The following is a 24,492-nucleotide window of genomic DNA, read 5'->3' as shown; positions in this document are numbered from 1 at the left end:
GGTCACTGGCTGTCCGGCGTGGCGTTCACGGCCTTCGGCCAGCACGTCATCTGGTCGGACATGATCGGCAACACCATCGGTCTGGCCGCCCTGGCGCTCGGCTGGCGGCGGTCCATATGGACCTGGCCGGCCCAGTTCCTCTCCGGCCTGATCCTCGTCGCCGCCTACGCCTCGGCCCACCTCAGCGGCGGCGTCGGCAAGCAACTCCTCGTCATCGGCGTGGCGTTGTGGGGCTGGCGGCAGTGGCAGCGCGGCCGCCGGCAGGCCCAGGACGGCTCCATCGCCGTACGCTTCGCCGGCTGGCGCGAGCGCGGACTGCTGCTCGCCGGCACCGCCCTGGGCACCGCCGCCGTCGGCGGCCTGTTCACCCTCTTCCCGCAACTGTCCTGGAACCCCTGGCCGGACGCCTACATCTTCGTCGGCACGCTCGCCGCGATGGTCGCCCAGGCCCGCGGCCTGGTCGAGTTCTGGTTCGCCTGGCTGCTGGTCGACGTGGTCGGCGTCCCGCTCGCCTTCAGCAGCGGACTCGCCTTCTCCGGCCTCGTCTACGTCGTCTACCTCGCCCTCGTCGTGTGGGGCATGCGCGACTGGTGGCTGCGCTCGCGCGCCGTGACAGATCGCACCGTCCTGGAAGGAGCAGCGGCATGACCGCCCTCAAGAGCTGGTACGACGCGGACGACTCCCTCGTCCTGGACCCCGTCGAGCGGGCCATCGCCGACATCGCCGCCGGCCGTCCGGTCGTCGTCGTGGACGACGAGAACCGCGAGAACGAGGGCGACCTCGTCATCGCCGCCGAGAAGGCCACCCCCGAGGTCGTCGCCTTCATGATGAGCGAATGCCGCGGACTGATCTGCGCGCCCATGGAGGGCCCGGAGCTGGACCGGCTGGAACTCCCGCAGATGGTCGAGCACAACACCGAGTCGATGCGGACCGCCTTCACCGTCTCCGTCGACGCCACCGCCGCGCACGGCGTCTCCACCGGCATCTCCGCCGCGGACCGCGCCACCACCCTGCGCCTGCTGGCCTCCGGCGACTCCACCCCCGGCGACTTCGTCCGGCCCGGCCATGTCTTCCCGCTGCGCGCCCGGCCCGGCGGCGTCCTCGTCCGCAACGGCCACACCGAGGCCGGTGTCGACCTCGCCCGGCTGGCCGGCCTGCGCCCGGCCGCCGCGATCGTCGAGATCGCCGGCGAGGACGGCGCGATGCTGCGCCTGCCCGAGCTCGTCCCGTTCGCCCGCAAGCACGGGCTGTCGATCATCTCCATCGAGGACCTGATCGCCTACCGCCGCTCGTCCGAGCCGACCGTCCGCCGCGAGGCCGCCACCCGGCTGCCCACCGCGCACGGCGAGTTCACCGCGTACGGCTACCGCTCAACCGTCGACGGCGTCGAGCACATCGCGCTGGTCGCCGGCGATCTCGGGGACGGCGAGGACGTCCTGGTCCGGGTCCACTCCGAGTGCCTGACCGGCGACATCTTCCACTCCCTGCGCTGCGACTGCGGCCCCCAGCTGGAGGAGTCGCTCAAGCGGGTCAGCGACGCCGGCCGCGGTGTGGTGATCTACCTCCGCGGCCACGAGGGCCGCGGCATCGGGCTGATGTCCAAGCTGCGCGCCTACGAACTCCAGGAGCGCGGCCGGGACACCCTCGACGCCAACCTCGAACTGGGCCTGCCCGCCGACTCCCGCGACTACGCGGCCGGCGCGCAGATGCTGAAGGACCTGGGCGTGCGCTCGCTGCGCCTGATGACCAACAACCCCGACAAGACCGCCGCCCTGGTGCGGCACGGCCTGAAGGTCACCGGCCGGGAGCCGATGCCCGTCCAGGCCGGCGAGCACAACCTGCGGTACCTGCGCACCAAGCGCGACCGCATGGGCCACGACCTGCCCTGGCTGGATCCCGATCACACCGGCACCTGCCACAACCAGTAACCCCGCGACACCTGCGACATCACCACCAACCGGCACCACCACCCGTACAAGGAGAACCGTGAGCGGCAAGGGCGCACCCGAACTGACCGTGAAGAACTGTGGCGACCTGCGGGTGGCCGTCATCGCCGCGCAGTGGCACGAAAGGGTGATGGACGGCCTGGTCGACGGTGCGCTGCGGGCGCTGACCGAGCTCGGCATCGACGAGCCCACCCTGCTGCGGGTGCCCGGCACCTTCGAGCTGCCGGTCGTCGCCAAGGTCCTGGCCGGCCGCGGCTACGACGCGGTGGTCGCGCTCGGCGTGGTCATCCGCGGCGGCACCCCGCACTTCGACTACGTCTGCCAGGGCGTCACCCAGGGCCTGACCCAGGTCTCGGTGGACACCGGCGTACCGGTCGGCTTCGGCGTGCTGACCTGCGACACCGAGGAGCAGGCGCTGGACCGCGCGGGCCTGGAGGGCTCCGCGGAGGACAAGGGCCACGAAGCGGTCACCGCCGCGGTCGCCACCGCCGCCACCCTGCGCACCGTGTCCGAGCCCTGGCGCTGAGGAGACGGGGCGACCGCGTAGGGTAGTCACCATCATGTCCAAGAAGACGTTCGAGGAGCTGTTCGCAGAGCTCCAGCAGAAGGCCGCCACCGGCGACCCCGCCACCTCCCGTACCGCCGAGCTGGTGCAGGCCGGTGTCCACACGATCGGCAAGAAGGTCGTCGAGGAGGCCGCGGAGGTCTGGATGGCCGCCGAGTACGAATCCCACGAGGCCGCCGCCGAGGAGATCTCCCAGCTCCTCTACCACCTCCAGGTCATGATGGTCGCCAAGGGCATCTCCCTCGACGACGTCTACGCCCACCTCTGAACCACCCCAGGCACCCACCCCAACTCCCTCAGCTGCAAAGGAAATCGCTCTCATGCTGCGCATCGCTGTCCCCAACAAGGGTTCACTGTCCGAGCCTGCGTCGGCGATGCTGCATGAGGCCGGCTACCGCCAGCGCAAGGACCGCAGGGAACTGGTCCTGGTCGACGCCGAGAACGAGGTCGAGTTCTTCTTCCTGCGTCCCCGCGACATCGCGGTGTACGTCGGCTCCGGCAAGCTCGACATCGGCATCACCGGCCGTGACCTGCTGCTGGACTCCGGCTCGCCGGCCGAGGAGATCCTCCAGCTCGGCTTCGCCGGCTCGACCTTCCGCTACGCCACCCGTCCCGGCACCGCCAAGGACGTCAGCGAGTTCGGCGGCATGACGGTCGCGACCTCCTTCGCGGGACTGGTCAAGCAGCACCTCGCCGAGAACGGCGTGGACGCCTCCGTGGTCCGCCTGGACGGCGCGGTGGAGACCGCCATCCAGCTCGGCGTGGCGGAGATCATCGCGGACGTGGTGGAGACCGGCACCACCCTGCGCAACGCCGGACTGGAGATCATCGGCGAGCCGATCCTGAAGTCCGAGGCCGTGGTCATCCGCGGCACCGGAGCCCCGGACGACGACCCGAAGGTGCGCCAGTTCCTCCGCCGCATGCAGGGCGTCCTGGTGGCCCGCCGGTACGTGATGATGGATTACGACATCCGGGTCGAGCACGTCGAGAAGGCCGTCGCCCTGACCCCCGGTCTGGAGTCGCCGACCGTCTCCCCGCTGCACCACGAGGGCTGGGTCGCGGTCCGCTCCATGGTCCCCTCCAAGGAGGCCCAGCGCATCATGGACGAGCTCTACGACCTCGGCGCCCGGGCGATCCTGACCACCGGCATCCACGCCTGCCGGCTCTGACCGGCCCCGTACCACCCCGACCCACCGACGAAAAGACTTCACGACGTGTCCGCGCCCCTGCCCAGCCTCCCGGTGACATTCCGGCCGACCCGCACCCGGGTCGTGCTGTACACGGTCGGCATCGCTCAGCTCGCCGCCCTCACGGCGATCGCGCTGGCGCTGCCGAAGCTGACCGGCGGCGAGCGGACCAGTTTCGTCGTCACCGGACTGCTGGTGGGCGCCGTCCTCCTGCTGCTCAGCCGCCCCAAGGTGGTCGCGCGGCAGGAGGGCGTCACGGTCGTCAACCTCACCACCCGGCGCGAACTGGCCTGGGCCCAGATCGTCCGGGTCAACCTCCGGCAGGGTGATCCCTGGGTCCATCTCGACCTGGCCGACGGCACCAGCCTGCCCGCCATGGGCATCCAGCCCGGTATCGCCCGAAATCAGGCCATTCGGGACGCCCGTGTGCTGCGTGACCTCACCGAGAAGCACGGTGCGCTCGACCACACGGCCCGATGAGCCTGCCCTAACACGGGCCCCGCTGTTTACTCTGTTCTCCGGGACGCACCCCGCGCCCCGCCCCTTCGTGGGCCCAACCCGACCCGAGGAGTGACTCCCTCCGGCAATGGACGGATCGTCCTGTAGTACCTGCGCCGCCCCTCCGCATACCAAGGGGGCGGCGGCATGACTGGCCCCCTGCTGCTGCTCGCGGCGGCCCTCGTCCTCATCCTCGCCAACGGATTCTTCGTCGCCGCCGAGTTCGGCCTCGTCACCGTCGAGAAGGCGGACGCCGAACGGGCCGCGGCCGACGGCGACCGCCGCGCCGGTACCGTCGTCTCCGCACTGCGCGAACTCTCCTTCCAGCTCTCCGGCACCCAACTGGGCATCACCATCACCTCCTTGGTGGTCGGTATGCTCGCCGAGCCCGCGCTGGCCGACATCCTGTCCGGCCCGCTGCTCGCCACCGGGCTGCCCAAGGGCGCGGTCCCCGGCATCGCCGTCGTCCTCGGCATGCTGCTGGCCTCCGCCGTCCAGATGGTCATCGGTGAGCTGGTGCCCAAGAACTGGGCGGTCTCCAAGCCGCTGCACGTCGCCCGTGTCGTGGCCGGGCCGCAGCGGCACTTCTCCCGCTTCTTCCGCCCGGTGATCACCCTGCTGAACACCGTCGCCAACCGGCTCGTGCGCGCCCTGGGCGTGGAGCCGACCGACGAGCTGGCCTCCGCCCGCACGCCCGGCGAACTGGTCTCGCTGGCCCGGCACTCCGCCCGGGCCGGCGCCATCGAGCAGGACACCGCGGACCTCTTCGTCCGCACCCTCTCGCTGGCCGACCTGACCGCGGAGAACGTGATGACCCCGCGGGTCCGGGTCAGCGCCCTGCAGGCGTCCGCGACCGCCGAGGACGTGGTGAACCTCACCCGCGCCACCGGCCTGTCCCGCTTCCCCGTCTACCGCACCCGGCTCGACGAGGTCGTGGGCATGGTCCACCTCAAGGACGCGCTGGCCGTCCCGGCCGACGAGCGGCTGCGCACCCCGGCGGTCCGGATCGCGGTGCCGCCGCTGCTGGTGCCCGAGACGCTGCCGGTGCAGCCGCTGCTGGAGCGGCTGCGCAGCGAACAGCCGATAGCCGTGGTCGTCGACGAGTACGGCGGCACGGCCGGCGTGGTCACTCTTGAGGACATCATCGAGGAACTGGTCGGCGAGGTACGCGACGAGCACGACCGGGTGGACCTGCCCGAACTCGGGCAGGCGCCGCCCGAGGAGGGCCGCCCCGCCTGGGACGCCGACGGCGGCTGCCGGGTGGACACCCTGCGGCGGATCGGCCTGGACGCCCCCGAGGGGCCGTACGAAACGGTGGCGGGACTGGTGGCCCACATACTCGGGCGGATCCCCGCCCCCGGCGACACCGCCGAACTCGACGGCTGGCGGCTGCGGGTGCGGCTGGTCGCGCACCACCGCGCCGAGCGGATAAGGATCGTCCGGACCGCGGCCGCCGCTCCGGTCACCCGTGAGCCCGTCGCGGCCGGCGCGGAGGTGGCCCGATGACCCTGGCCCAGCTGCTGTTCGCGGTGCTGCTCGTGCTCGCCAACGGCTTCTTCGTCGGCGCCGAGTTCGCCCTGGTCTCGGTCCGCCGCTCCCAGATCGAACCGCTGGCGACCGAGGGCTCCAAACAGGCCCGCCGGGTGCTGCACGGTCTGGAGAACCTCCCGCAGATGATGGCCGCCGCACAGTTCGGCATCACCGTCTGCTCCCTGACGCTCGGCGCGGTCGCCGAACCGACCGTCGCCCGCCTCCTGGAGCCCCTGTTCGAGGCGGTCCGGATGCCCGCCGCCCTGATCCATCCGCTCGGCTACGTCATCGCCCTGGCGCTGGTGGTCTTCCTGCACCTGGTCATCGGCGAGATGGTCCCCAAGAACCTGGCGATGGCGGCGCCCGAGAAGACCGCCCTGTGGTTCAGCCCCGGCCTGGTGGCCTTCGCCCGGCTGTGCCGTCCGGTGACCGCCCTGCTCGGCGCCTGCGCCCACGGAGTGCTGCGGCTCTTCCGGGTCGAGCCGAAGGACGAGGTCGAGGCGGTCTTCACCAGCGAGCAGCTGACCCATCTGGTCGAGGACTCCGGCCAGGCCGGCCTGCTCGAACCGGCCGAGCAGGAGCGTCTCTCCGACGCCCTGGAGCTGGGCAGCCGCCCCGTCACGGACGTCCTGCTGGACCCGGCGGCGCTGATCACCGTCGAGCCGACGGTGACGCCCCGCCAGGTCGAGGCGCTGACCGTGCGCACCGGCTACTCGCGCTTCCCGGTCTGCGCCCCCGGCGGCGCCTACATGGGCTATCTGCACGTCAAGGACGTCCTCGACCTGGAGGAACGGGACCGTGCGGTGCCCCAGCGGATCTGGCACGCGATGACCACGCTGCGCGCGGAGCTTCCGCTGGACGACGCCCTGACGGCGATGCGGCGGGCCGCCTCCCACCTGGCGGCGGTCGCCGACCCCAGCGGCCGGGTGCTCGGCCTGGTCGCCCTGGAGGACGTGCTGGAAATGCTGGTCGGCGAGGTCCGCGACCCGGCCCACCGCCGGACCCCGGCCTCCCGCAGCCCGGGCGACCGGCTCGCGGAACCCCGCGAGGAGGCGTCCCTGCCCGCGGAGGACCGGGCGATGGCGCGCTAGGGAAGGACACCCCGGCCGCGTCAGAAGCCCGGTGACTCCGGTCCCCGCCCCGACAGCACCTCGCCGTACGCCTGCATCAGATCCGGCAGCCGCAGGGTGGCGAGGTCGTCGCGGGTGGGGGTGCCCTGCCAGGTGGACAGCCGCAGGTCGCGGTAGGCGCAGCTCTTCTCGTAGAGCGTGCGCAGGAAGCGGCCGTTGCCGAGCTCGTCGATCCAGCCCTGGTCGACGACGTGGCCGCTGATGCTGCACAGCTCGTCGCGGGCCTCCGCGTCCCAGTGGTCACCGTTCTCCGCGGCCAGGACCTCCCCGATGGCGGTCAGCTCCAGAGGCCGGTAACTGGGGAAGTCGACCCGGGTGGTGAACCGCGAGGACAGGCCCGGGTTGGCGGCCAGCAGCCGGTCCATGCCCTCGGGGTAGCCGGCGAGGATGACCACCAGCCGGTCCCGGTTGTCCTCGGCGCGCTTGAGCAGCACCTGCAGCGCCTCGTCGCCGTAGGCGTCGCCCTTGCTGTAGCCGGAGTTGGACAGGCTGTACGCCTCGTCGACGAAGAGCACCCCGCCCAGCGCGGAGTCGATCAGCTCGTTGGCCTTGACGGCGGTCTGCCCGAGGAACTCGCCGACCAGGTCGGCGCGTTGGGCCTCCACGAGGTGGTCGCCGCCGAGCAGCCCCAGCGCGTAGAAGACCCGCCCGAGTATCCGGGCGACGGTGGTCTTGCCGGTGCCCGAGGGCCCGGAGAAGACGAAGTGCCGTTTCGGCGGCTGCACCGGCAGGCCCTGGCCCGCCCGCAGCCGGGCCATCCGCAGCTGGGCCGACAGCGCCCGCACCTGCCGTTTGACCGGCTCCATGCCGACCATCCGCTCCAGCTCCGCCAGCGCCTTCTCCAGCAGCACCGGATCGGCCGGCCCGGCGGGCAGCCGCTCGGTGCCGCGCGGACCCGGCACCGCGGCCTTGGCCCGGGCCAAGGCCGGCTCGCCGCCGGCCGCGGCGGCGCCGAGCGGATCGCCGTCCGGCCCGTCCGCCTCACCGGTCGCCAGCAGCTCCCGGCCGTCGACGGGGTCGAGCGGCGCCAGCGGGTCCAGGTCGCCGCCGGCCTCCTGGCCGAGCCCGGACGCGGAGACCGCCGCCAGGTCCGATCCCTCGTCCAGCCCGTCCACCTCGGCGATCGCGGCGAGCCGGGCCGCGGTGTCCATGAACGCCGGGTCCACCCGGTGCACCGCGCGGTAGAGGGGGAGCGCCGCGGCGCTGCGGCCGGTGCCCTCATGGGCGCGGGCGAGCCAGTAGCGCAGCTCCTTGCGCTGCGGCTGCTCGCTGCGGCACCGCATCAGCGCGGCCGACAGCAGCGGCTCGGCCTGCCCGTACATCTCCAGCCGTACCCGCGCCATCCCGCCGAACAGCCCGGCCTCGATGCCCAGCACCGGATCGCCGAGCAGCGGGTCGGTGTGCCGGACGAGCTGGTCCCAGTCCTTGACGAGATAGGCGCGGCAGGCGTGCAGGAAGCGCACCTGCGGGTCGGTGTCGACCGGCGGGCAGCCGGCCAGCGCCTGGTCGAGCTCGGCGACGTGCCGGCCGTCGAGCCAGTGCGAGGCGTGCGCCAGCAGCAGGTCGCGGCCGGTCTCCAGCACCGGCTGTACCCACCAGCCCAGCCAGTACCAGGAGTTGAGGGTGCGCCGGTGCCGGGTGCGCATCTCGCCGAAGCGGTCGCGGTGGCGGTGCATCCGCAGCAGGGCGATGGAGGTGTCGGCGCGCAGCGCGTGCAGTCCGAGCCAGGCGTCGGCCATCGACGGATCGAGCCGTACCGCGGCCCGGAACTCCTCCTCCGCCTGCGGATAGGCGCCCACGGTGTAGGCGTCGACCGCGCGCAGCCAGGCGAGCTCGGCCGGGGCGGGCGAACCCTGAGTTCCGAAATCCATCCGTCCCCCCACAAAGCGTCCCCCGTGTGTGCCGCCGGGCCGGTGCCCGCCGCTGGAGCCGTTCCTGAACCGGCGTACGGCATACGGGAGTTGACCCTCGCCGCGGCGGATTTCCGGTGTGTGGCCTGCGGTGGCACAGACCCGCATGGTACCTGCGGGAACGGCGCGGGCCGTAGAGGGCGGTACGGGGCAAGAGCGGACGAGCGGTACGGCGCGGCGGCGCGATGGATGCGGTGACCCAGGGTGAGGGGGGAAGGCGGCGCACGCCGGTGCGCGAGGTGGTTTTACGCAGAACGAAGCCCCCGATCACGGGGGAACAACCGGGGGCTTCGCATCTGCGGGCGGTCCGTTGAACCGCACATTGAGAACGTAAGTCCTGTACGCCCCCCAGGTCAAGCCGAGTTGGGGCACTCGGCAAGACCCTGTCGTCGGTGCGCCCCCCACCGGGCGCCGTCCGCTACGCAGAGTGAAAAGCGGGGCCGATCACGATGCGGGTGCGGGCCCCACTCGTACCTCGTACCCCAACTTCCCCTGGTGCACCAGAAAATCGGCGTAGGGGCGCGAAGGATCCGCCGCGAAGTGCGCGCGCTCCGCCGGAATCCAGCCACCCCAGAACGCCGAGAGGCCCGGCCCGTCCCGGAGTTGCCCCCTTTCCCAGGAATGTTCGCGCGTCAGTTCCATCCACAGCAGAGCGCTCAGATACGGCCGCAGCGTCCGCCGTCCGGTGCCGACGCCCTCGACCAGGACGACCGGCGCGGGCCCCAGCGCACGCTCCTCGGTGAACTCCCTGCGCACCCAGTCGTAGACCCCGTACCGCGCCGTCCCGCCCCGGGACAGCGGCTCCACCACCTGGGTGCGGAACCGCTCGTCCCAGGCGAACAACTCCTCATGGGTGGCCAGGTCGTCGGTGTGCACCACCGGCGCTCCGCCCAGCGCCCCGGCGAGCCGCTGGGCGAAGGTGGTCTTCCCCGAGCCCGCGTGGCCGTCCACCGCGATCAGCCGCACGGGTCCGCAGGAGGGCGGCAACGTGCGCAGCCGGGCGGCGAGCGGGGCCAGATCGTGAACCATCGCGCCAGCGTACGCCGCGGCCCGGCGCCTCCCGCACGCCACTGGTGTGGACCAATATTTCCCGGGCGACGCGCGCCGCAGCGCCTTCCGAAGCAGGTCCGGAACGGCAATAGTTGAGCCACTGCCGAGCCCTCCCCGAGCTCTCGACTCCGTTCGAGCAGGGGAGCCCCATTGCCCGCCCGCCGCCCCGGCCCGCCCCGCCCACCCGATCGCACGCATCCGACTGGGGGACCTCCACATGACCAGTTCCGCGCCCCGGCGCACCGTCCTGGCCGCCGCGCTCGCCGCCGCGGCCGGCGCCGCCACCCCCGTGGCCCTGGCGCACGCCGCCGCCGAACCCCGCAGGACCGCCGCGGGCACCGCCGGCCAAGCGGCCCCGGACGGCACCGCCGACACCACCGCGCGCCGATCGAAGAGCCTCGTGGACTATCACGCCTGGACCACCACCGCCGACTGGGGACGGGGCCACACCGAGGGCACCGCCGTCGCGCACGGCCCCCGTCCCGGCATCCGCCTCGCCCGCCCGGCCGGCACCGCCGACTACAAGGACCCGCACACCGGCCGGACCGCCGCCTGGGAGTACGCCACCTGGACCTCCCCGGTGCACGCCCTGCCGGTCCCCGCCACCGAGGTCGTCGCGTCCTGGAACGCGCACACCCCGCCCGGCACCTGGATCACCGTCGAACTGCGGGGCACCTACAGCGACGGCACCGGCACGCCCTGGTACGTCATGGGCCACTGGACGGCCGGCGACGGCGACGCCGACATCCGGCGGACCTCCGTCGACGGCCAGAAGGACGGCAAGAGCAGCATCTCCACCGACACCTTCGCCGTCGACGACCCCGCCGGCGGCCTCCGGCTCGCCTCGTACCGGCTCCGCCTCACCCTCCACCGCAGGCCCGGCACCTCACTCACCCCGACCGTCTGGCGGCTCGGCGCGATGGGCTCGGACCTGCCCGACCGCTTCGAGGTGCCGGCGTCCACGCCCGCCCTGACCGGCCGCGAGCTGGTCGTCCCGCGGTACTCGCAGGAGATCCACAAGGGCCAGTACCCGGAGTACGACAACGGCGGCGAGGCGTGGTGCAGCCCCACCTCGTCCCAGATGATCATCGAGTACTGGGGCCGCCGGCCCACCCGGCAGCAGCTCTCCTGGGTCAACCCCGACTACGCCGACCCCCAGGTCTGCCACGCGGCCCGCTACACCTTCGACTACCAGTACGACGGCTGCGGCAACTGGCCCTTCAACGCCGCCTATGCCGCCACCTACCGCGACCTCCAGGCCGTCGTCACCCGCCTGACCTCCCTCAACGACGCCGAACGCCTGGTCCACGCCGGCCTCCCGGTCATCACCTCCCAGTCCTTTGTGAAGACCGAACTCGACGGCGCGGGCTACGGCACCGCCGGCCACCTGATGACGGTCATCGGCTTCACCAAGGACGGCGACGTCATCGCCAACGACCCGGCCTCCCCCGACGACCAGGCCGTCCGCCACATCTACCGCCGCCGGCAGTTCGAGAACATCTGGCTGAGGACCAAGCGCAAGAACGCCGACGGCAAGACCGTCAGCGGCAGCGGCGGGGTCTGCTACCTGTACTTCCCGGCCCGGCCCAGTGCCGTGCAGCGCAGGGCGCTGCGCGCGGTCGGAGTCGTCTGACGGAAAAGTCCCGAAAGGGCAAGGGTGCGGCCAACTCCCATTTGCCAGGCGTTGGTTGTGCCCTTTTCCGTTCCCGTGGAATAGCAGAGCGCGTAAGAAGTGGCAAGGCAGGAGTTTTGGCCAAGATGTGAACGACGCTTGCCCCGGCCGTCCGTCGCCGCGTTCAATCGATCTTCCTCACGGCAGTCAGATTCCTGGCTGCCGTGCGCCATGAGATCGAGGAGCGAGTGCGTGACAGCCCAGAACGACCCGCCCGTGCGGACGTACCCGTCCGCCGTTTCCGCGGACCGGCCTGAGAGCCCGGTGTGTTCCTACACGGAGTGGGACCCGCTGGAGGAAGTGATCGTCGGCATCGTCGACGACGCCAGTTTCCCGACCTGGCACATGGCCTTACCGCCGGTGCTCCCCGGCGACCAGCACGAGACCTTCCGGCGGAATGCCGGGAAGCCGTTCCCGCCCGAACAGGTCACCGCGGCCCGCGCCGAGCTGGAGGAATTCGTCCGGATACTGGAGGGCGAGGGGGTGACCGTGCGCCGGCCGGAGCCCATACCGCAGCGCACGCCCTACACCACGCTCGACTGGACCAGTACCGGAATGTACGCGGCGATGCCCCGGGACGCGATTCTCGTCGTCGGTGACGACATCATCGAATGCCCGATGGCCTGGCGCTCCCGCTACTACGAGAACCTCGCCTACCGCCCGCTGCTCAAGGAGTACTTCCGCGGCGGCGCGAAATGGACCGCCGGCCCCAAGCCCGAGCTGACCGACGCCCAATTCGACCAGGAATGGAGTGATCCGGGCGAGGACGGCCCCCAGCGGCTGGTGGTGACGGAGTTCGAGCCGACCTTCGACGCGGCCGACTTCACCCGCTGCGGACGCGACATCATCGCGCAGAAGAGCAATGTCACCAACGACTTCGGAATCGAGTGGCTGCGCCGCCACCTCGGCGACGAATACCGCATCCACGTCTTCGAGTTCAAGGACTCGCACCCGATGCACATCGACGCCACGCTCGTTCCGATGGCGCCGGGCAAGCTGCTGATCCACCCCGAACGGGTGCCGGAAGTACCGGAGCTGTTCAAGGGCTGGGATGTCATGGCCGCACCCCAACCGGTCATTCCGGATGCGCATCCGCTCTACATGACCAGCAAATGGATCAACATGAACATCCTGATGCTGGACGAACAGCGGGTCATCGTCGAGCGGCAGGACGAGCCGATGATCTCGACGATGAAGAAGTTCGGTTTCACCCCCATTCCCTGCAATTTCCGCAATTTCAACAGCTTCGGCGGATCGTTCCATTGCGCCACCGTGGACGTCCGGCGACGGGGAATCCTGCAGTCCTACTTCTGAGGGGCCGGCGGGGCGGAGTTCGCGGGTGCGGGCGTCAGGCGAGCCGCAGGTCGATCCAGGGGATGGTGTCGCCCGGCAGCAGGTAGCGCTCCACTTCCTCGAAGCCCTGCTTCAGTGCGAACCGCAGGCCGTCCTCGTTCGACGACAGGACCACGGTCTCGATCGTTCCGGCGCCCAGCGCGCGGGCCCGCTCCAGCCCCCGCGCGTACAGCTCCCCGCCGTACCCCTGCCCGCGGTGGGCGGCCAGCACCCGGGCGATCACCGTGGCCGTGCCGTCCGCCGGCGGCCGGACGGTGCTGCAGCCGATGAGGACGTCGCCGAGATACGCGACCTCCAGGTGGTGACGCCCGGAACGCTCCCGTACGTCGTCGAGGGACAGCTGGTGGGTGGGGATGATCACGTTGTGGACGTGCTGCCAGTCCGCGAGACCGGTTTCGCCGTCCACCCGTACGAAGCGCAGTGTGGGCACCGGGTCAGGTAACCGGCGCGTACGGCGACTGTCAACCGGTTTGCCGCTTTGCGGTGCCCCGCACGTAGCCGTCTGCTGCGTCGCGGGGCGTCTCGCCGTTGCGCCTGCGGCGGGCTGGGTGGGTGTCGGGTGCGGTGACGGGCCTCCGGGGCCGGTGTTTGGGACTGCTGTCGCTTTACGTCCCGAACTCCGGCCCCTCCGGCCCGTCCCCTCCCGTTGGGGGGAAGAAAAAGGCCGGTGGGGGTGCACGTAATGCCCACGTGCGTACAGGCAACGGACTGCGCCCGCCCCCAACCAGCTCAAACCTCCCACCCACGGGAGGGGCTGGACCGGAGGACGAAGTCTGGAGGGCCGGCACCGCACCCAAAAACACCACGCCCGCCGCCAAGCGCAACGGCGAGACGACCCGCGGCGAGACAGACAACAACGTGCGGGGCGCCGCCAAGCGCAACGGCGAGAAAGCCCCGCGGCGGGACAGACGGGTACGTACGGGGCGCCGCACAGCGCAACGGCGAGCAAGCCGCGCGGCGGGACAGCCAGGTACGTGGGAGGAAAGCCAAACGCAGTGGAAGGGTCCTGTCGAGGGGGAGGCCGTCACGAGATATCTTGATGTCGAGCAATGTTGCAGACGTGGAGCGGAGCACCCGGTGACTGACTCGACCATCATTTACACCCACACTGACGAGGCCCCCGCCCTCGCGACGTATTCCTTCCTGCCTGTGATCCAGGCCTACGCGTCGCAGGCCGGCGTCAACGTGGAGACCCGTGACATCTCCCTGGCCGGTCGCATCATCGCGAGCTTTCCCGAGCGTCTCCAGGAGGGCCAGCGCATCGAGGACGCCCTCGCCGAGCTCGGCCGGCTGGCCAAGACGCCCGAGGCCAACATCATCAAGCTGCCCAACATCTCGGCCTCGATCCCGCAGCTGAAGGCCGCGATCGCCGAGCTGCAGGAGCAGGGCTACGCGCTCCCGGACTACCCGGACGACCCGAAGACCGACGAGGAGCGCGACATCCGCGCCCGCTACGACAAGGTCAAGGGCAGCGCCGTCAACCCGGTCCTGCGCGAGGGCAACTCCGACCGCCGCGCCCCCGCCTCGGTGAAGAACTACGCCAAGGCCAACCCGCACCGCATGGGTGAGTGGACGGCGGGCTCGAAGACCAACGTCGCCCACATGACCAACGACGACTTCCGCTCCACCGAGAAGTCCGCGGTGGTCGGCGAGGCCGGTTCGCTGCGCATCGAGCTCTCCGGCGACGACGGCTCCACCACCGTCCTGCGCGAGTCCGTACCGGTCCTCGCCGGCGAGGTCGTCGACGCCTCCGTCATGCGGGTCGCCGCGCTGCGCGAGTTCCTCACCGCCCAGGTCGCCCGCGCCAAGGCGGAGGGCGTGCTGTTCTCCGTGCACCTCAAGGCCACGATGATGAAGGTCTCCGACCCGATCGTCTTCGGCCACGTGGTCCGGGCCTTCTTCCCGAAGACCTTCGCCAAGTACGGCGAGGTTCTCGCCACCGCCGGCCTCACCCCGAACGACGGCCTCGGCGGCATCTACAAGGGCCTGGAGTCGCTGCCCGAGGGTCCCGAGATCAAGGCGTCCTTCGACGCGGAGCTCGCCGAGGGCCCGGAGCTCGCCATGGTCGACTCCGACCGCGGCATCACCAACCTGCACGTCCCCAGCGACGTCATCGTCGACGCCTCCATGCCGGCCATGATCCGCACCTCCGGCCACATGTGGGGCCCGGACGGCCAGGAGCACGACACCCTCGCGGTCCTCCCGGACAGCAGCTACGCCGGCATCTACCAGGTCGTCATCGACGACTGCCGCGCGCACGGCGCCTTCGACCCGTCGACCATGGGCTCGGTGCCCAACGTCGGCCTGATGGCGCAGAAGGCCGAGGAGTACGGCAGCCACGACAAGACCTTCGAGATCCCCACCACGGGCACCGTGCGGGTCCTCGACGCGGCCGGCAACGCCGTCCTGGAGCAGGTCGTCAGCGCCGGCGACATCTTCCGGATGTGCCAGACCAAGGACGACCCGATCCGCGACTGGGTCAAGCTCGCCGTCAGCCGCGCCCGCGCGACCGGCGACCCGGCCGTCTTCTGGCTCGACGCCGAGCGCGCCCACGACGCCCAGCTGATCCAGAAGGTCAAGCAGTACCTCACCGAGCACGACACCGAGGGCCTGCAGATCGAGATCATGGCGCCGGTCCACGCGATCAAGTTCTCCCTCGACCGCATCCGCCGCGGCGAGAACACCATCTCGGTCACCGGCAACGTGCTGCGTGACTACCTGACCGACCTGTTCCCGATCCTGGAGCTGGGCACCAGCGCCAAGATGCTCTCGGTCGTCCCGCTGATGAACGGCGGCGGCCTGTTCGAGACCGGCGCCGGCGGCTCCGCGCCCAAGCACGTCCAGCAGCTGGTCAAGGAGAACTACCTGCGCTGGGACAGCCTGGGCGAGTTCCTCGCGCTCGCGGTCAGCTTCGAGCACCTCGCGCAGAAGACGGGCAACGCGCGCGCCCAGGTGCTCGCCGACACCCTCGACCGGGCGACCGGCACCTTCCTGGCCGAGAACAAGTCGCCCAGCCGCCGCCTCGGCGGTATCGACAACCGCGGCAGCCACTTCTACCTGGCGCTCTACTGGGCCCAGGAGCTGGCCAAGCAGACCGAGGACGCCCAGCTCGCCGAGGCGTTCAAGGGCCTGGCGGCGACCCTCGCCGAGCAGGAGAAGACCATCGTCGACGAGCTGATCGCGGTGCAGGGCTCGCCGGCCGACATCGGCGGCTACTACCAGCCCGACCCGGCGAAGGCCGCGGCGGTCATGCGTCCGTCGAAGACCTTCAACCAGGCCATCGCCTCGCTCGGCTGATCCAGCCGCTGCGGGCCCCACGGCCCCGCCCCGCCCCGGCCGGCATCCCGCCCGGCCGGGGCGGCGCCGTACCCGAACCGAATGGCCCGGCGCCGTCCGCGGCATCATCACCCGGTGGACGCCACCCCGCCCCTCCTCCGAGGGAACCCTGCACACGGAGGCGGACCGTTCCTGCCTGAGCACGAGGGCTCGGGCACGCGGAAGACGTACGCGTACTACCTGGTGGACCACCTGCGGTGGCCGGAGCGCGAGTGCCTGGCCTTCGGCACGGTCCGACGGTCCAACTGCGTGACCTGGAACGGCAGATGGCCTGGCGCGAACGCGCCCTGAACGCCGAGCGGCTCACCACCGGCAACCGCACCCTCGGCGAGCGACTCAACGCCGCCCGCCCGAACCTGCGCTTCCGGGACCGGCGCGTCGCCGGCCTCGAAGCCCGCATCGCCGACCCGGCACCGAAGCCCTGCTCCCTCCCGCCCCAATTCCCGCAAGGACCTGTGCAAGAGGCCACTTGGGCAGGGAAATTGCAACTTCGACAGGGCTCGCAGAGGCAGCTACCTTCATCTCGTCTTCGGTGGTCGCCCACGGTCGCAGAGGGGTTCCTTCAGGCTGGGCCAGCCGCGACGGGACGGGCCGGTCACGACCCACGAACCCTCGCCCCCATGCGTAAGCCACCGAACCGGGTCCACGCCAGGCAGCCCCCATCAGGGAGAGACGCATGCCCCATCTTGCTCTGTACACATTCGGCGTCCTGAAGTCACCTCTCGCCGATCCTGCACCTCTCACGCGCGAGTTCTACGACATCGGTGAGACCGTCTACCGGCAGATCAGTCAGCACCCCGGATACCTCGGGCATGCCGAAGCGGCAGAAGGTGACCGGGGCGTGCTCTTCGAGGCGGACTGGGGTGCATGGGGAGAGTTCGCCGTACCGACTTGGTACGACAAGGGCCATACGGCGGAAACCACCGCCCTGGCCGCGACCCTCTCACTCTGGACCGACCTGCGCCCTGCCTTCGACGCCGTCTTCACCGGTCTGCACCGTGCGGCGCTGAACAGGCGTTACGACTGGTTCGAAAAGAGAGAACACCCGAGTTACGTGTTCTGGTGGGTCTCCGACGGCGTGATACCCACCTGGCAGGACGGGGTTTCCAGGCTGGAGCACCTCCACGACCACGGCTCTGCGCCGCACGCCTTCACCTTCCACCACTCGTTCGCCCCGGACGGAACTCCGACCAGGATCAAAGACATCGGGCCGAAGAGCGACCAGGTTCGCTGACAAGGAAGCCTGAACGACTGGATTCGCTGTCGAACGCCTCGAGGGAATGACGGCGAACAGCACGGCCTGGCTTTGTTCACGAGAACCCGCTTCTTGTGAACAAGCCAAACGGCTCCGACTCCCCCGGCCGTGCGGTCGGGCGGGCCGAAACGCCACCACCCGGGCCCGACGACTTCGCCACGCTCCGGAAAATGGGCCGCCGACCACACCCCCGGAACCAGCCGTGGCCAGGGGCCGTAACCCGTCGGCACGGCGGACCCCGGCGAGGTAGCGTCACCCCGTCACCACCGCCGCGCATGACCGCGCACACCGGTCACGGCGACCCGGTCATCACGTCTCACGGGGGAACGCACGGATGGAACTCGCCCAGGTCCGCCTGCTCGTCACGGACTTCCGCGGCTGCTACCGCTTCTACCGCGACGTGCTGGGCCTCACCCCGCAGTTCGAGGCGGAGGACGGCCCGTACGCCAAGTTCACCTGCGACCAGGGCTCCGCCGGCATTGCCCTGCAGGACCGCGCCCAGCTGGCCCGGGTCGTCACCGACCTGGCGGCGCTCCCGGCCGGACACCGCTCCGTCATCGCCCTGCGCGTCGACGACCTCGACGGGTACTGCGCGCGGCTCACCGGGCGCGGTGCGGTGCTGGACCACGGTCCGGCCCCGATGACCGACCGGATGCGGGTGGCCCACCTCAGGGACCCCGAGGGCAACCTCCTCGAACTCCAGCAGTGGCTGGCCCCGCGCACCACCGGCTGACCCGGCCCGGCCGCGGCGCCGCTCACCCCACCAGGTCCAGCACCGGCCGCAAGCCGTCCGGGCGGCGCTCCACCGGCAGATGGTCCACCGGTAGGTAGGCGCAGCCCAGCGCGGTCGCCCCGCCGTCCGCCGTACGGTCGTCGCCCACCATCAGCACGGTCGACGGGTCCAGCCCCAGCTCCCGGCAGGCGATCGCGAACAGCCGCGGATCCGGCTTCTGCAGACCGTGCTCGAACGACAGCACACAGCTGTCCAGGTAACGGGCCAGGCCGTGCGCGCGCAACACCGGCCGCAGGTCCCAGCCGATGTTGCTCAGCACACCGGTCGCCACACCCCGCCGGCGCAGCTCCGCCAGCACCTCGACGGCGTCCGGGTAGGGCCGCCAGGCCGCCGCCGTCATATGGCGTTCGTAGAGCGCGTCGTACAACTCGTCGGCCGGAAGCGGGACTTGGCGGGCCAGCCCGGTGTACAGCGCGCGGTGACGGGCGGCGTCACGGTCCCGGACCTCCCACAGCCCGGCCAGCCCGTCGGGCAGCGCGACGGGGGAGGAGCCGCCGGGCAGCGCCCCCGCCCGCTCCAGCTCGGCCGCCCGGCGGGCCAGCTCCGGCTCGTCCATGGCGACCCCGGTCGCCCTCAGCGCGGCACGCAGCCAGGCCTCGGCGGGCTCGATCCGCAGCAGCGTCCCGGAGAAGTCGAAGAGCACACCCTTGATCGTGGTCATGGCCCCATCCTGGCCCGGAACGCCGCCCGGGGCGACGGGCGGGCACACAGCGCGCGGCCCGTCCCAGGGTCTTTCAGGCCAATGCGCCCCGGCCCCCGGGCACCCGGCCCCGGGCAGCCGGCCCCCTCAGGTCAGCGCGTTCAGCCCCGGGATGAACGTCACCAGCAGCGGTACCGCCGGCACCAGGACGGCGCAGGCCGTCATCCGCAGCCGGCGGCCCGGTGTGAAGCGCGCGGCGGGCGCCAGCAGCCGGTCCACCCGCTGCGGAACCTCGGCGAGCTGCGTCGGGCAGGGCCCGAACACCCCGCGGTCCTCGTTGAGTTCGACCAGAGCCAGGGCGATCGTCAGCCGGCCGAAGCGGCGCGAGGCCACGTCGTCGGCGGCCAGTTCGACCAGCCGGTGCACCTGGTCGCGGAACGCCGCGAACACCGGGATCTGCGGGAAGCCGGCCGCCAGCGCCGACGCGCAGTGGAGCAGCAGATCGTGCCGGGCCCGCACATGGCCCTGCTCATGGGCGATCAGCGCATCGAGCTGACGGCCCTTCAGTCGTCGCAACGCCGAGGTGGTGAGGACCAGTTGGGGTGAGGAGTGGTGCAGCCACCACGCCTCCGGGCGGTCGCCCTCCAGGACCACCAGCCGTTCCCCGGCCGGCTCCTCACCGGGCAGCAGCGGGGCGCGCAGCCGCAGCTCGTCCCGGCTCCGGCGCCGGCGGGCCCGTGCGTCGCGCACCTCCCGGGTCAGCGCGAGGCCCGTCCAGGCACCGCCGCCCGCGAGCAGCAGGGCCAGCACCCCGGCCCAAGGCCCGTGGGCCTGCAGGGCGTACGCCTCGACGACCACCCGGGGCGCCGGGCCGAACACCGGGCTGCGGACGGATTCCCAGGCGGCGGCCGCGCTCAGCGACATCGCGAGGATGCAGCACAGCAGAACACCGGCCACCACGCACTGCCACACCCACAGGGCGAGCACCGGTTCGCGGTCGGGCCAGTCCGAACGGGCCATCAGCCGCGGCGCCGTCGCCGCGGCCAGCGCGCCGAGAATCATCAGCGCGATAGGGACCATCATGGCGTCAGCCTATGAGCGCACGACTACTCGTTGGTACAGGCACGCATCGGAAGTGACGTACGCCACCCCGGTGCGGGGTGTGGCGCGGGAGGCGGCCGTACCGGCCCGTGGCCGCGCCGCCGTGCTCACATCATGAGCAGCATCGCCAGCATGCCGATGCCCATCGCCACCCGGCAGGCACGCAGCACGTCCGCCGTCCCGGCCCCGCCCGCCACGGCGGGTGCCCCGGCCAGCGCCGGCCCGTCCGCGGTCGCGGCCGCCGCAGGCACCAGCCGGACCCCCGCGGCGATCACATAGACCGTGTAGTAGGCGAGCAGCAGAGCCGTGACCAAGGGGACCCCGCCCGGCGCGGAGTGCGTCATCGCGCCCAGGTGGTCCGTCCCGGCCATGCCGTGCCCGGCTCCCGGCCGGCCCGCGGGGCCGCCCGGCCACACCATGGCCAGCGCCATGTACACCATCGCCAGTGCGCCCACCGCGTGGTGCAGATGCCGGCGCACCAGGGCCGCCCCGGCCGCCGCCCCGAAGAACGCGGTGAACAGCCACGGCGACCACGGTGGCGGCGCCACCACGGACGCCGGCACGGCCATCACCGCCATCCCCAGCGCCATCACCCCTTCCCCGCGGGCCGCCGCCCGCTGCGCCGGCGGTACACCACCGGCCCGGGCCAGGCAGTAGGCCCCGGCGCCCGCGCACAACAGGACCAGCAGCCAGCCGACCAACGGTGGTGCGTGCACGAAGCGCCTCCCTGCGGCCGTCGTCACCCGTACGCGTCGGCTGCAGGATGCCCGCGGCGAAGGCCGCACACGGGAGCGCACGGGCGCAAACGGGGAGCGCGGAGGCGAGCGGGAGAGGCCTTCAGGGCCGGTAGCGCAGCGGATGGTCCGCCGGGACCTCGGTGAGCACGATGCGGTGCCCGTCCGGGTCGGCGATCCACATCTCGATCAGCCCCCAGGGCTCCTGCACCGGCGGCCGCAGCACCTCCACCCCGCGCGCCACCAGCTTCCGGTGCGTGGTCTCGGCGTCCGCCACCTGCAGCCACAGCCGGAGGGTGTCCGTGGCCGGCTCCGTGGCGCGGCCGGAGACCTCCAGGAAGCCGCCGCCGAGGAAGTAGACCGTGCCGCGCTCGGGGCCGGTGCCGAACTCCCGGTAGATCTCCAGCCCCAGCGCCTCGCCGTAGAACGCCCGCGACCGTTCCGGATCGGACGGCCGCAACAGCACCCTGCTGCTCAGTACATGCACCATGCCGGCGACCCTACGCCGCACGGCCGGTGGGCCCGACACGGCACGCGCACCTCTTGTTAGCCTCGGTCCCGCCAGCCGCCCGGCTCCGCCCCGCCCGGCCCGAGAGGACTCCGCCCGCGATGCCCACCACCGAGCTGATCTTCCGTACCGCCGTCGACGCCGACGTCCCCGGCCTCGTCGACCTCATCGAGTCGGCGTACCGCGGCGACGCGAGCCGGGCCGGCTGGACCACAGAGGCCGATCTGCTGGAGGGCCAGCGCACCGACCCGGAGGGCGTCGCCGCCGTGGTGCGGCACGAGACCGGGCTGCTGCTGGTCGCCGAGCGGGAGGGTGCGCTGACCGCCTGCTGCCAGCTCGAACACCGCGGCGACCACGCGTACTTCGGGATGTTCGCGGTGCGCCCCGCGCTCCAGGGCGGCGGCCTCGGCCGGACCATGCTCGCCGAGGCCGAGCGGACCGCCCGGGAGACCTGGGAGGCCCGCGAGATGCGGATGACCGTCATCCGGCAGCGCACGGAACTCATCGCCTGGTACGAGCGCCGCGGTTACCGCCGCACCGGCGAGTTCAGCCCGTTCCCGTACGGCGACGAGCGGTTCGGCATCCCGCAGCGCGCCGACCTGGAGTTCGAGGTGCTGGTCAAGCCGCTGGGCTGACCGTCCCCGCGGGGCGCGCTACAGCCGCCCCGCCCGGATGATCCGTTGCAGGAACTGCCGGGTGCGGTCGTGCCGCGGCTCCCCGAAGACCTGCCCGGGCGCGCCGCGCTCCAGCACCACCCCGCCGTCCAGGAAGCACACCTGGTCGGCGACGTCCCGCGCGAAGCCCATCTCATGGGTGGCGATGACCATGGTCATGCCCTCCTCCTTGAGGTCGCGGACCATGCCGAGGACCTCGCCGACCAGCTCCGGGTCGAGCGCCGCGGTGATCTCGTCGAGCAGTAGCAGCCGGGGCCGGCCGGCCAGTGCCCGGACGATCGCGACCCGCTGCTGCTGGCCGCCGCTGAGCCGGTCGGGATACTCACCGGCCCGCCCGCCGAGCCCCAGCCGGTTCAGCAGCTCCCGGGCCCGCTCCTCCGCCTCGGCGCGCGGCACCCCGTGCACCCGGCGCGGCGCCAGCGTGATGTTGTCCAGCACGGTCATGTGCGGGAAGAGGTTGTACGCCTGGAAGACCACCCCGATCCGGCGCCGCACCGCGTCCGCGTCGGCCCGCGGATCGGTGATCTCCGCGCCGTCCAGGAAGATCGCCCCGTCGTCGATCTCCTCCAGCAGGTTCGCGCAGCGCAGCAGCGTCGACTTGCCCGACCCGGAGGCGCCGATCAGCGCGGTCACGGTGTGCGGGGGCACCTCCAGGTCCACGTCCCGCAGCACGACCGTGTCCCGCCCGTAGGTCTTGCGCACCGATTCCAGCCGCAGTACGGGGCCGTCCCCCGAGGCCGCCGTGGTCTCCTCGGCGGCCGGCTGCGGTGTGCGGTCCGTCGTGCTCATACCAGCCCTCCCTGGGCGCGCCGGCGGTCCGTCCGGGCCGTGACCCAGTCCGTGAAGCGGGTCATCGGGATCGTCAGCGCGACGAAGACCAGCCCGGCCACGACGTACGGCGTGAAGTTGAAGTCCTTGCCGGCGATGATCTGCGCGGCGTACACCGCGTCCACCGCACCGGCGATGGACACCAGACCGGTGTCCTTCTGCAGCGAGACCAGGTCGTTCAGCAGCGGCGGCACCACCCGCCGCACGGCCTGCGGCAGCACCACGAAGCGCAGCGCCTGCCCGCTGGAGAGCCCCAGCGACCGGGCCGCGGCCCGCTGGGAGGGGTGCACCGATTCGATCCCGGCCCGGAAGACCTCGGCCACGTACGCCGAGTACGTCAGCACCAGTGCGGTCCCGCCGAGCACCACCGGATCGGTGGTCACGCCCCGCAGCCGCAGCGCCGGCACCCCGAACACCACCATCAGCAGACAGATGATCAGCGGCAGCCCGCGGAAGAAGTCGGTGTACGCGGTGGCCAGCGCGCGCAACGGGAAGAACACCGGCCCGCGCAGCGTACGGGCCACCGCCAGCAGCAGCCCGAGCACCAGCACCGCGGCCCCGCACACCACCAGCAGCCGCAGGTTCAGCAGCAGCCCGTCCAGCACCTGGGGCAGCGCCTTGCGGGCGTAGGCGGCGCTGAAGAAGGTGTCCCGGGTGCGCGGCCAGCCCGGGGAGCCGGTGATCACGACGAACAGCACGGCGGCGGTGACCAGGGTGCTCAGCGCGGCGACCGCCGTCGCACGACGGGCCCTGGCCCGCTTGAACCGCTCCCGCTCGATCCGCCGCGCGGACGGCACATAGCCGTCCCCGGCCGGCTCCCCGCTGCCCGCCGGTACCTTCAACAACCCCTTGTCGTACGTCACTTGAGCACCGGAACGGCAACGGCGTCGGTCAGCCACTTCTTCTCCAGCGCGGCCAGCGTGCCGTTCTTCCGGAGCGCGTCGACCGCGGCCGTCACACACCCGGTGAGCCGGCTCTCCTTGTCCAGCACCAGCCCGAACTGCTCCTTCGTGCTGCCGGTGCCCGCGAACTGGCCGACCACCTCGGCGTCCCGGACCTCGGCCGAGGTGATGTAGAACGCCGTCGGCAGGTCGGTGACGATCGCGTCGACCTGGCCGTTCTTCAGGGCCGTCTTCGCGTAGTCGTTCTTCTGGAAGACCGCGGGGGTCCGGTCCGGGTGGATGGTGTCGTTGACGACGTCCAGGCTGGTGCTGCCGACCTGGGCGCCGAGCTTGACGTGCCGGAGGTCGGCGATGCTCCTGGCGTGCGCGGCGCGGGAGCCCTTGAGCGCGATGACCGCCTGGCGCACGTCGTAGTAGCCGGAGGAGAACGCCACCGCGTGCTTGCGCTGTGCGCTGATGGAGATCTGGTTGATGTCGAAGTCGAACTTCTTCTCGCCGGGCGCGAAGGCGTTGGCGAACGGCACGGTCTGCCAGTCCACCGCGCCCTTGCCGTAGCCCAGCTGGCGGGCGACGGCGTAGGCGACGGCCGATTCGAAGCCCTTGCCGCTGGCCGGGTCGTCGTCCCGGAACCACGGTGCGTAGGCCGGCTTGTCGGTGCCGACGGTGAGCTTCCCGGCCCGCACCGTGGTGAGTTTGCCGCGGTCGCAGCTCTGCTTGCCCTGCCCGGTGGCCCGCGGGCCACCGGGGGACTCGTCCTGCGGGGCGCAGCCGACGGCCGCGGTGAGCAGTACGGCGGCGGCGCAAGTGGCCAGGCGAAGAGGGCGGTTGACGAGGCGCATGGCGGGAGAGTGGCAGTGCGCACCGCCGTCTGTCGAGATCA

24 protein-coding genes are annotated in these 24,492 nt (G+C 71.8%); 14 read left to right on the top strand and 10 right to left on the bottom strand.

The window, feature by feature from the left end; all coding sequences use genetic code 11:
• The first annotated feature begins 60 nt into the window (after positions 1-60).
• The 8 genes from IG62_RS0109545 to IG62_RS0109510 all read left to right on the top strand — a co-directional run bounded on the left by IG62_RS0109545 (position 61) and on the right by IG62_RS0109510 (position 6,817).
• The gene (locus IG62_RS0109545) at positions 61-648 is read left to right on the top strand and encodes a nicotinamide mononucleotide transporter family protein (protein WP_234326362.1); all 588 of its coding nucleotides are present in this window, start codon (positions 61-63) and stop codon (positions 646-648) included.
• Positions 645-1,928, top strand: a complete 1,284-nt coding sequence (locus tag IG62_RS0109540) for a bifunctional 3,4-dihydroxy-2-butanone-4-phosphate synthase/GTP cyclohydrolase II (protein ID WP_030799815.1) — start codon at positions 645-647, stop codon at positions 1,926-1,928. Before IG62_RS0109545 ends, IG62_RS0109540 begins: the two co-directional genes overlap by 4 nt.
• Before the next feature lie 58 nt (positions 1,929-1,986).
• A complete protein-coding gene (gene ribH, locus IG62_RS0109535; protein ID WP_030412066.1) occupies positions 1,987-2,472 on the top strand; it encodes a 6,7-dimethyl-8-ribityllumazine synthase in 486 nt (161 codons plus the stop codon).
• 34 nt (positions 2,473-2,506) lie between these two features.
• Positions 2,507-2,779 (top strand): phosphoribosyl-ATP diphosphatase, encoded by a 273-nt coding sequence (locus IG62_RS0109530; protein WP_030412067.1) that lies wholly within the window; start codon positions 2,507-2,509, stop codon positions 2,777-2,779.
• Positions 2,780-2,831: 52 nt separating this feature from the next.
• Positions 2,832-3,680 carry an ATP phosphoribosyltransferase gene (gene hisG / locus IG62_RS0109525; protein ID WP_030412068.1) on the top strand — a complete coding sequence of 283 codons (849 nt, stop codon included), beginning with the start codon at positions 2,832-2,834 and terminating at the stop codon, positions 3,678-3,680.
• 45 nt (positions 3,681-3,725) lie between these two features.
• Complete coding sequence (locus IG62_RS0109520; RefSeq protein WP_030799812.1) at positions 3,726-4,178, top strand: PH domain-containing protein; 453 nt, start codon at positions 3,726-3,728, stop codon at positions 4,176-4,178.
• 165 nt (positions 4,179-4,343) lie between these two features.
• Positions 4,344-5,702, top strand: coding sequence for a hemolysin family protein (locus IG62_RS0109515; protein ID WP_030799810.1), 1,359 nt, complete (start codon positions 4,344-4,346; stop codon positions 5,700-5,702).
• Complete coding sequence (locus IG62_RS0109510; protein ID WP_030799807.1) at positions 5,699-6,817, top strand: hemolysin family protein; 1,119 nt, start codon at positions 5,699-5,701, stop codon at positions 6,815-6,817. Before IG62_RS0109515 ends, IG62_RS0109510 begins: the two co-directional genes overlap by 4 nt.
• Before the next feature lie 20 nt (positions 6,818-6,837).
• On the opposite strand, the gene IG62_RS0109505 is transcribed toward IG62_RS0109510, so the two are convergent.
• Together IG62_RS0109505 and IG62_RS0109500 are read right to left on the bottom strand one after the other, a co-directional pair.
• Positions 6,838-8,727, bottom strand: coding sequence for an AAA family ATPase (locus IG62_RS0109505; RefSeq protein ID WP_030799804.1), 1,890 nt, complete (start codon positions 8,725-8,727; stop codon positions 6,838-6,840).
• Between the two features lie 483 nt (positions 8,728-9,210).
• Complete coding sequence (locus IG62_RS0109500) at positions 9,211-9,795, bottom strand: uridine kinase family protein (RefSeq protein ID WP_030799801.1); 585 nt, start codon at positions 9,793-9,795, stop codon at positions 9,211-9,213.
• 238 nt (positions 9,796-10,033) lie between these two features.
• On the opposite strand from IG62_RS0109500, the gene IG62_RS0109495 reads away from it, so the two are divergent.
• Positions 10,034-11,449 carry a peptidase C39 family protein gene (locus IG62_RS0109495; protein ID WP_030799797.1) on the top strand — a complete coding sequence of 472 codons (1,416 nt, stop codon included), beginning with the start codon at positions 10,034-10,036 and terminating at the stop codon, positions 11,447-11,449.
• A 231-nt stretch (positions 11,450-11,680) separates the two neighbouring features.
• Entirely contained in the window at positions 11,681-12,802 is a 1,122-nt protein-coding gene (locus tag IG62_RS0109490; RefSeq protein WP_234326360.1) for an amidinotransferase, read from the top strand.
• 34 nt (positions 12,803-12,836) lie between these two features.
• Here the strand turns inward: IG62_RS0109490 and IG62_RS0109485 are convergent, their stop codons facing one another.
• Positions 12,837-13,271, bottom strand: coding sequence for a GNAT family N-acetyltransferase (locus IG62_RS0109485; RefSeq protein ID WP_030799791.1), 435 nt, complete (start codon positions 13,269-13,271; stop codon positions 12,837-12,839).
• Between the two features lie 647 nt (positions 13,272-13,918).
• Between IG62_RS0109485 and IG62_RS0109480 the strand changes: the two genes are divergently transcribed.
• From IG62_RS0109480 to IG62_RS0109465, 3 genes are all read left to right on the top strand, one after another.
• A complete protein-coding gene (locus tag IG62_RS0109480; RefSeq protein WP_030799788.1) occupies positions 13,919-16,138 on the top strand; it encodes an NADP-dependent isocitrate dehydrogenase in 2,220 nt (739 codons plus the stop codon).
• 715 nt (positions 16,139-16,853) lie between these two features.
• Positions 16,854-17,411 (top strand): DUF3291 domain-containing protein, encoded by a 558-nt coding sequence (locus IG62_RS0109470; RefSeq protein ID WP_030799782.1) that lies wholly within the window; start codon positions 16,854-16,856, stop codon positions 17,409-17,411.
• 355 nt (positions 17,412-17,766) lie between these two features.
• Complete coding sequence (locus IG62_RS0109465) at positions 17,767-18,165, top strand: VOC family protein (protein ID WP_030799780.1); 399 nt, start codon at positions 17,767-17,769, stop codon at positions 18,163-18,165.
• Positions 18,166-18,187: 22 nt separating this feature from the next.
• Here IG62_RS0109465 and IG62_RS0109460 read toward each other — a convergent pair whose 3' ends face one another.
• The 4 genes from IG62_RS0109460 to IG62_RS0109445 all read right to left on the bottom strand — a co-directional run bounded on the left by IG62_RS0109460 (position 18,188) and on the right by IG62_RS0109445 (position 21,190).
• Positions 18,188-18,886 (bottom strand): HAD family hydrolase, encoded by a 699-nt coding sequence (locus IG62_RS0109460; RefSeq protein WP_030799778.1) that lies wholly within the window; start codon positions 18,884-18,886, stop codon positions 18,188-18,190.
• Positions 18,887-19,012: 126 nt separating this feature from the next.
• Positions 19,013-19,948, bottom strand: a complete 936-nt coding sequence (locus tag IG62_RS0109455) for a M56 family metallopeptidase (protein WP_030799773.1) — start codon at positions 19,946-19,948, stop codon at positions 19,013-19,015.
• Between the two features lie 125 nt (positions 19,949-20,073).
• Positions 20,074-20,682, bottom strand: a complete 609-nt coding sequence (locus IG62_RS0109450; protein WP_030799771.1) for a DUF5134 domain-containing protein — start codon at positions 20,680-20,682, stop codon at positions 20,074-20,076.
• A gap of 121 nt (positions 20,683-20,803) precedes the next feature.
• The gene (locus tag IG62_RS0109445) at positions 20,804-21,190 is read right to left on the bottom strand and encodes a VOC family protein (RefSeq protein ID WP_030799769.1); all 387 of its coding nucleotides are present in this window, start codon (positions 21,188-21,190) and stop codon (positions 20,804-20,806) included.
• A gap of 119 nt (positions 21,191-21,309) precedes the next feature.
• Between IG62_RS0109445 and IG62_RS0109440 the strand changes: the two genes are divergently transcribed.
• Positions 21,310-21,843 carry a GNAT family N-acetyltransferase gene (locus IG62_RS0109440; protein ID WP_030413229.1) on the top strand — a complete coding sequence of 178 codons (534 nt, stop codon included), beginning with the start codon at positions 21,310-21,312 and terminating at the stop codon, positions 21,841-21,843.
• An 18-nt stretch (positions 21,844-21,861) separates the two neighbouring features.
• On the opposite strand, the gene IG62_RS0109435 is transcribed toward IG62_RS0109440, so the two are convergent.
• From IG62_RS0109435 to IG62_RS0109425, 3 genes are read right to left on the bottom strand one after another with little or no spacing between them, the layout of a single operon-like run.
• Positions 21,862-22,671, bottom strand: a complete 810-nt coding sequence (locus IG62_RS0109435) for an amino acid ABC transporter ATP-binding protein (protein ID WP_030799766.1) — start codon at positions 22,669-22,671, stop codon at positions 21,862-21,864.
• On the bottom strand, positions 22,668-23,573 hold the full coding sequence (locus tag IG62_RS0109430) for an amino acid ABC transporter permease (protein ID WP_078871900.1): 906 nt from the start codon (positions 23,571-23,573) through the stop codon (positions 22,668-22,670). The genes IG62_RS0109435 and IG62_RS0109430 overlap by 4 nt, the downstream gene beginning before the upstream one ends.
• Positions 23,570-24,451, bottom strand: coding sequence for an ABC transporter substrate-binding protein (locus tag IG62_RS0109425; RefSeq protein ID WP_030799760.1), 882 nt, complete (start codon positions 24,449-24,451; stop codon positions 23,570-23,572). Before IG62_RS0109425 ends, IG62_RS0109430 begins: the two co-directional genes overlap by 4 nt.
• Between the last annotated feature and the right edge of the window lie 41 nt (positions 24,452-24,492).

The sequence above is a fragment of the Streptomyces sp. NRRL S-337 genome (assembly GCF_000720175.1).
Taxonomy (GTDB): Bacteria; Actinomycetota; Actinomycetes; order Streptomycetales; family Streptomycetaceae; genus Streptomyces; species Streptomyces siderophoricus.
This window is presented reverse-complemented; position numbering and strand designations above follow the sequence as displayed.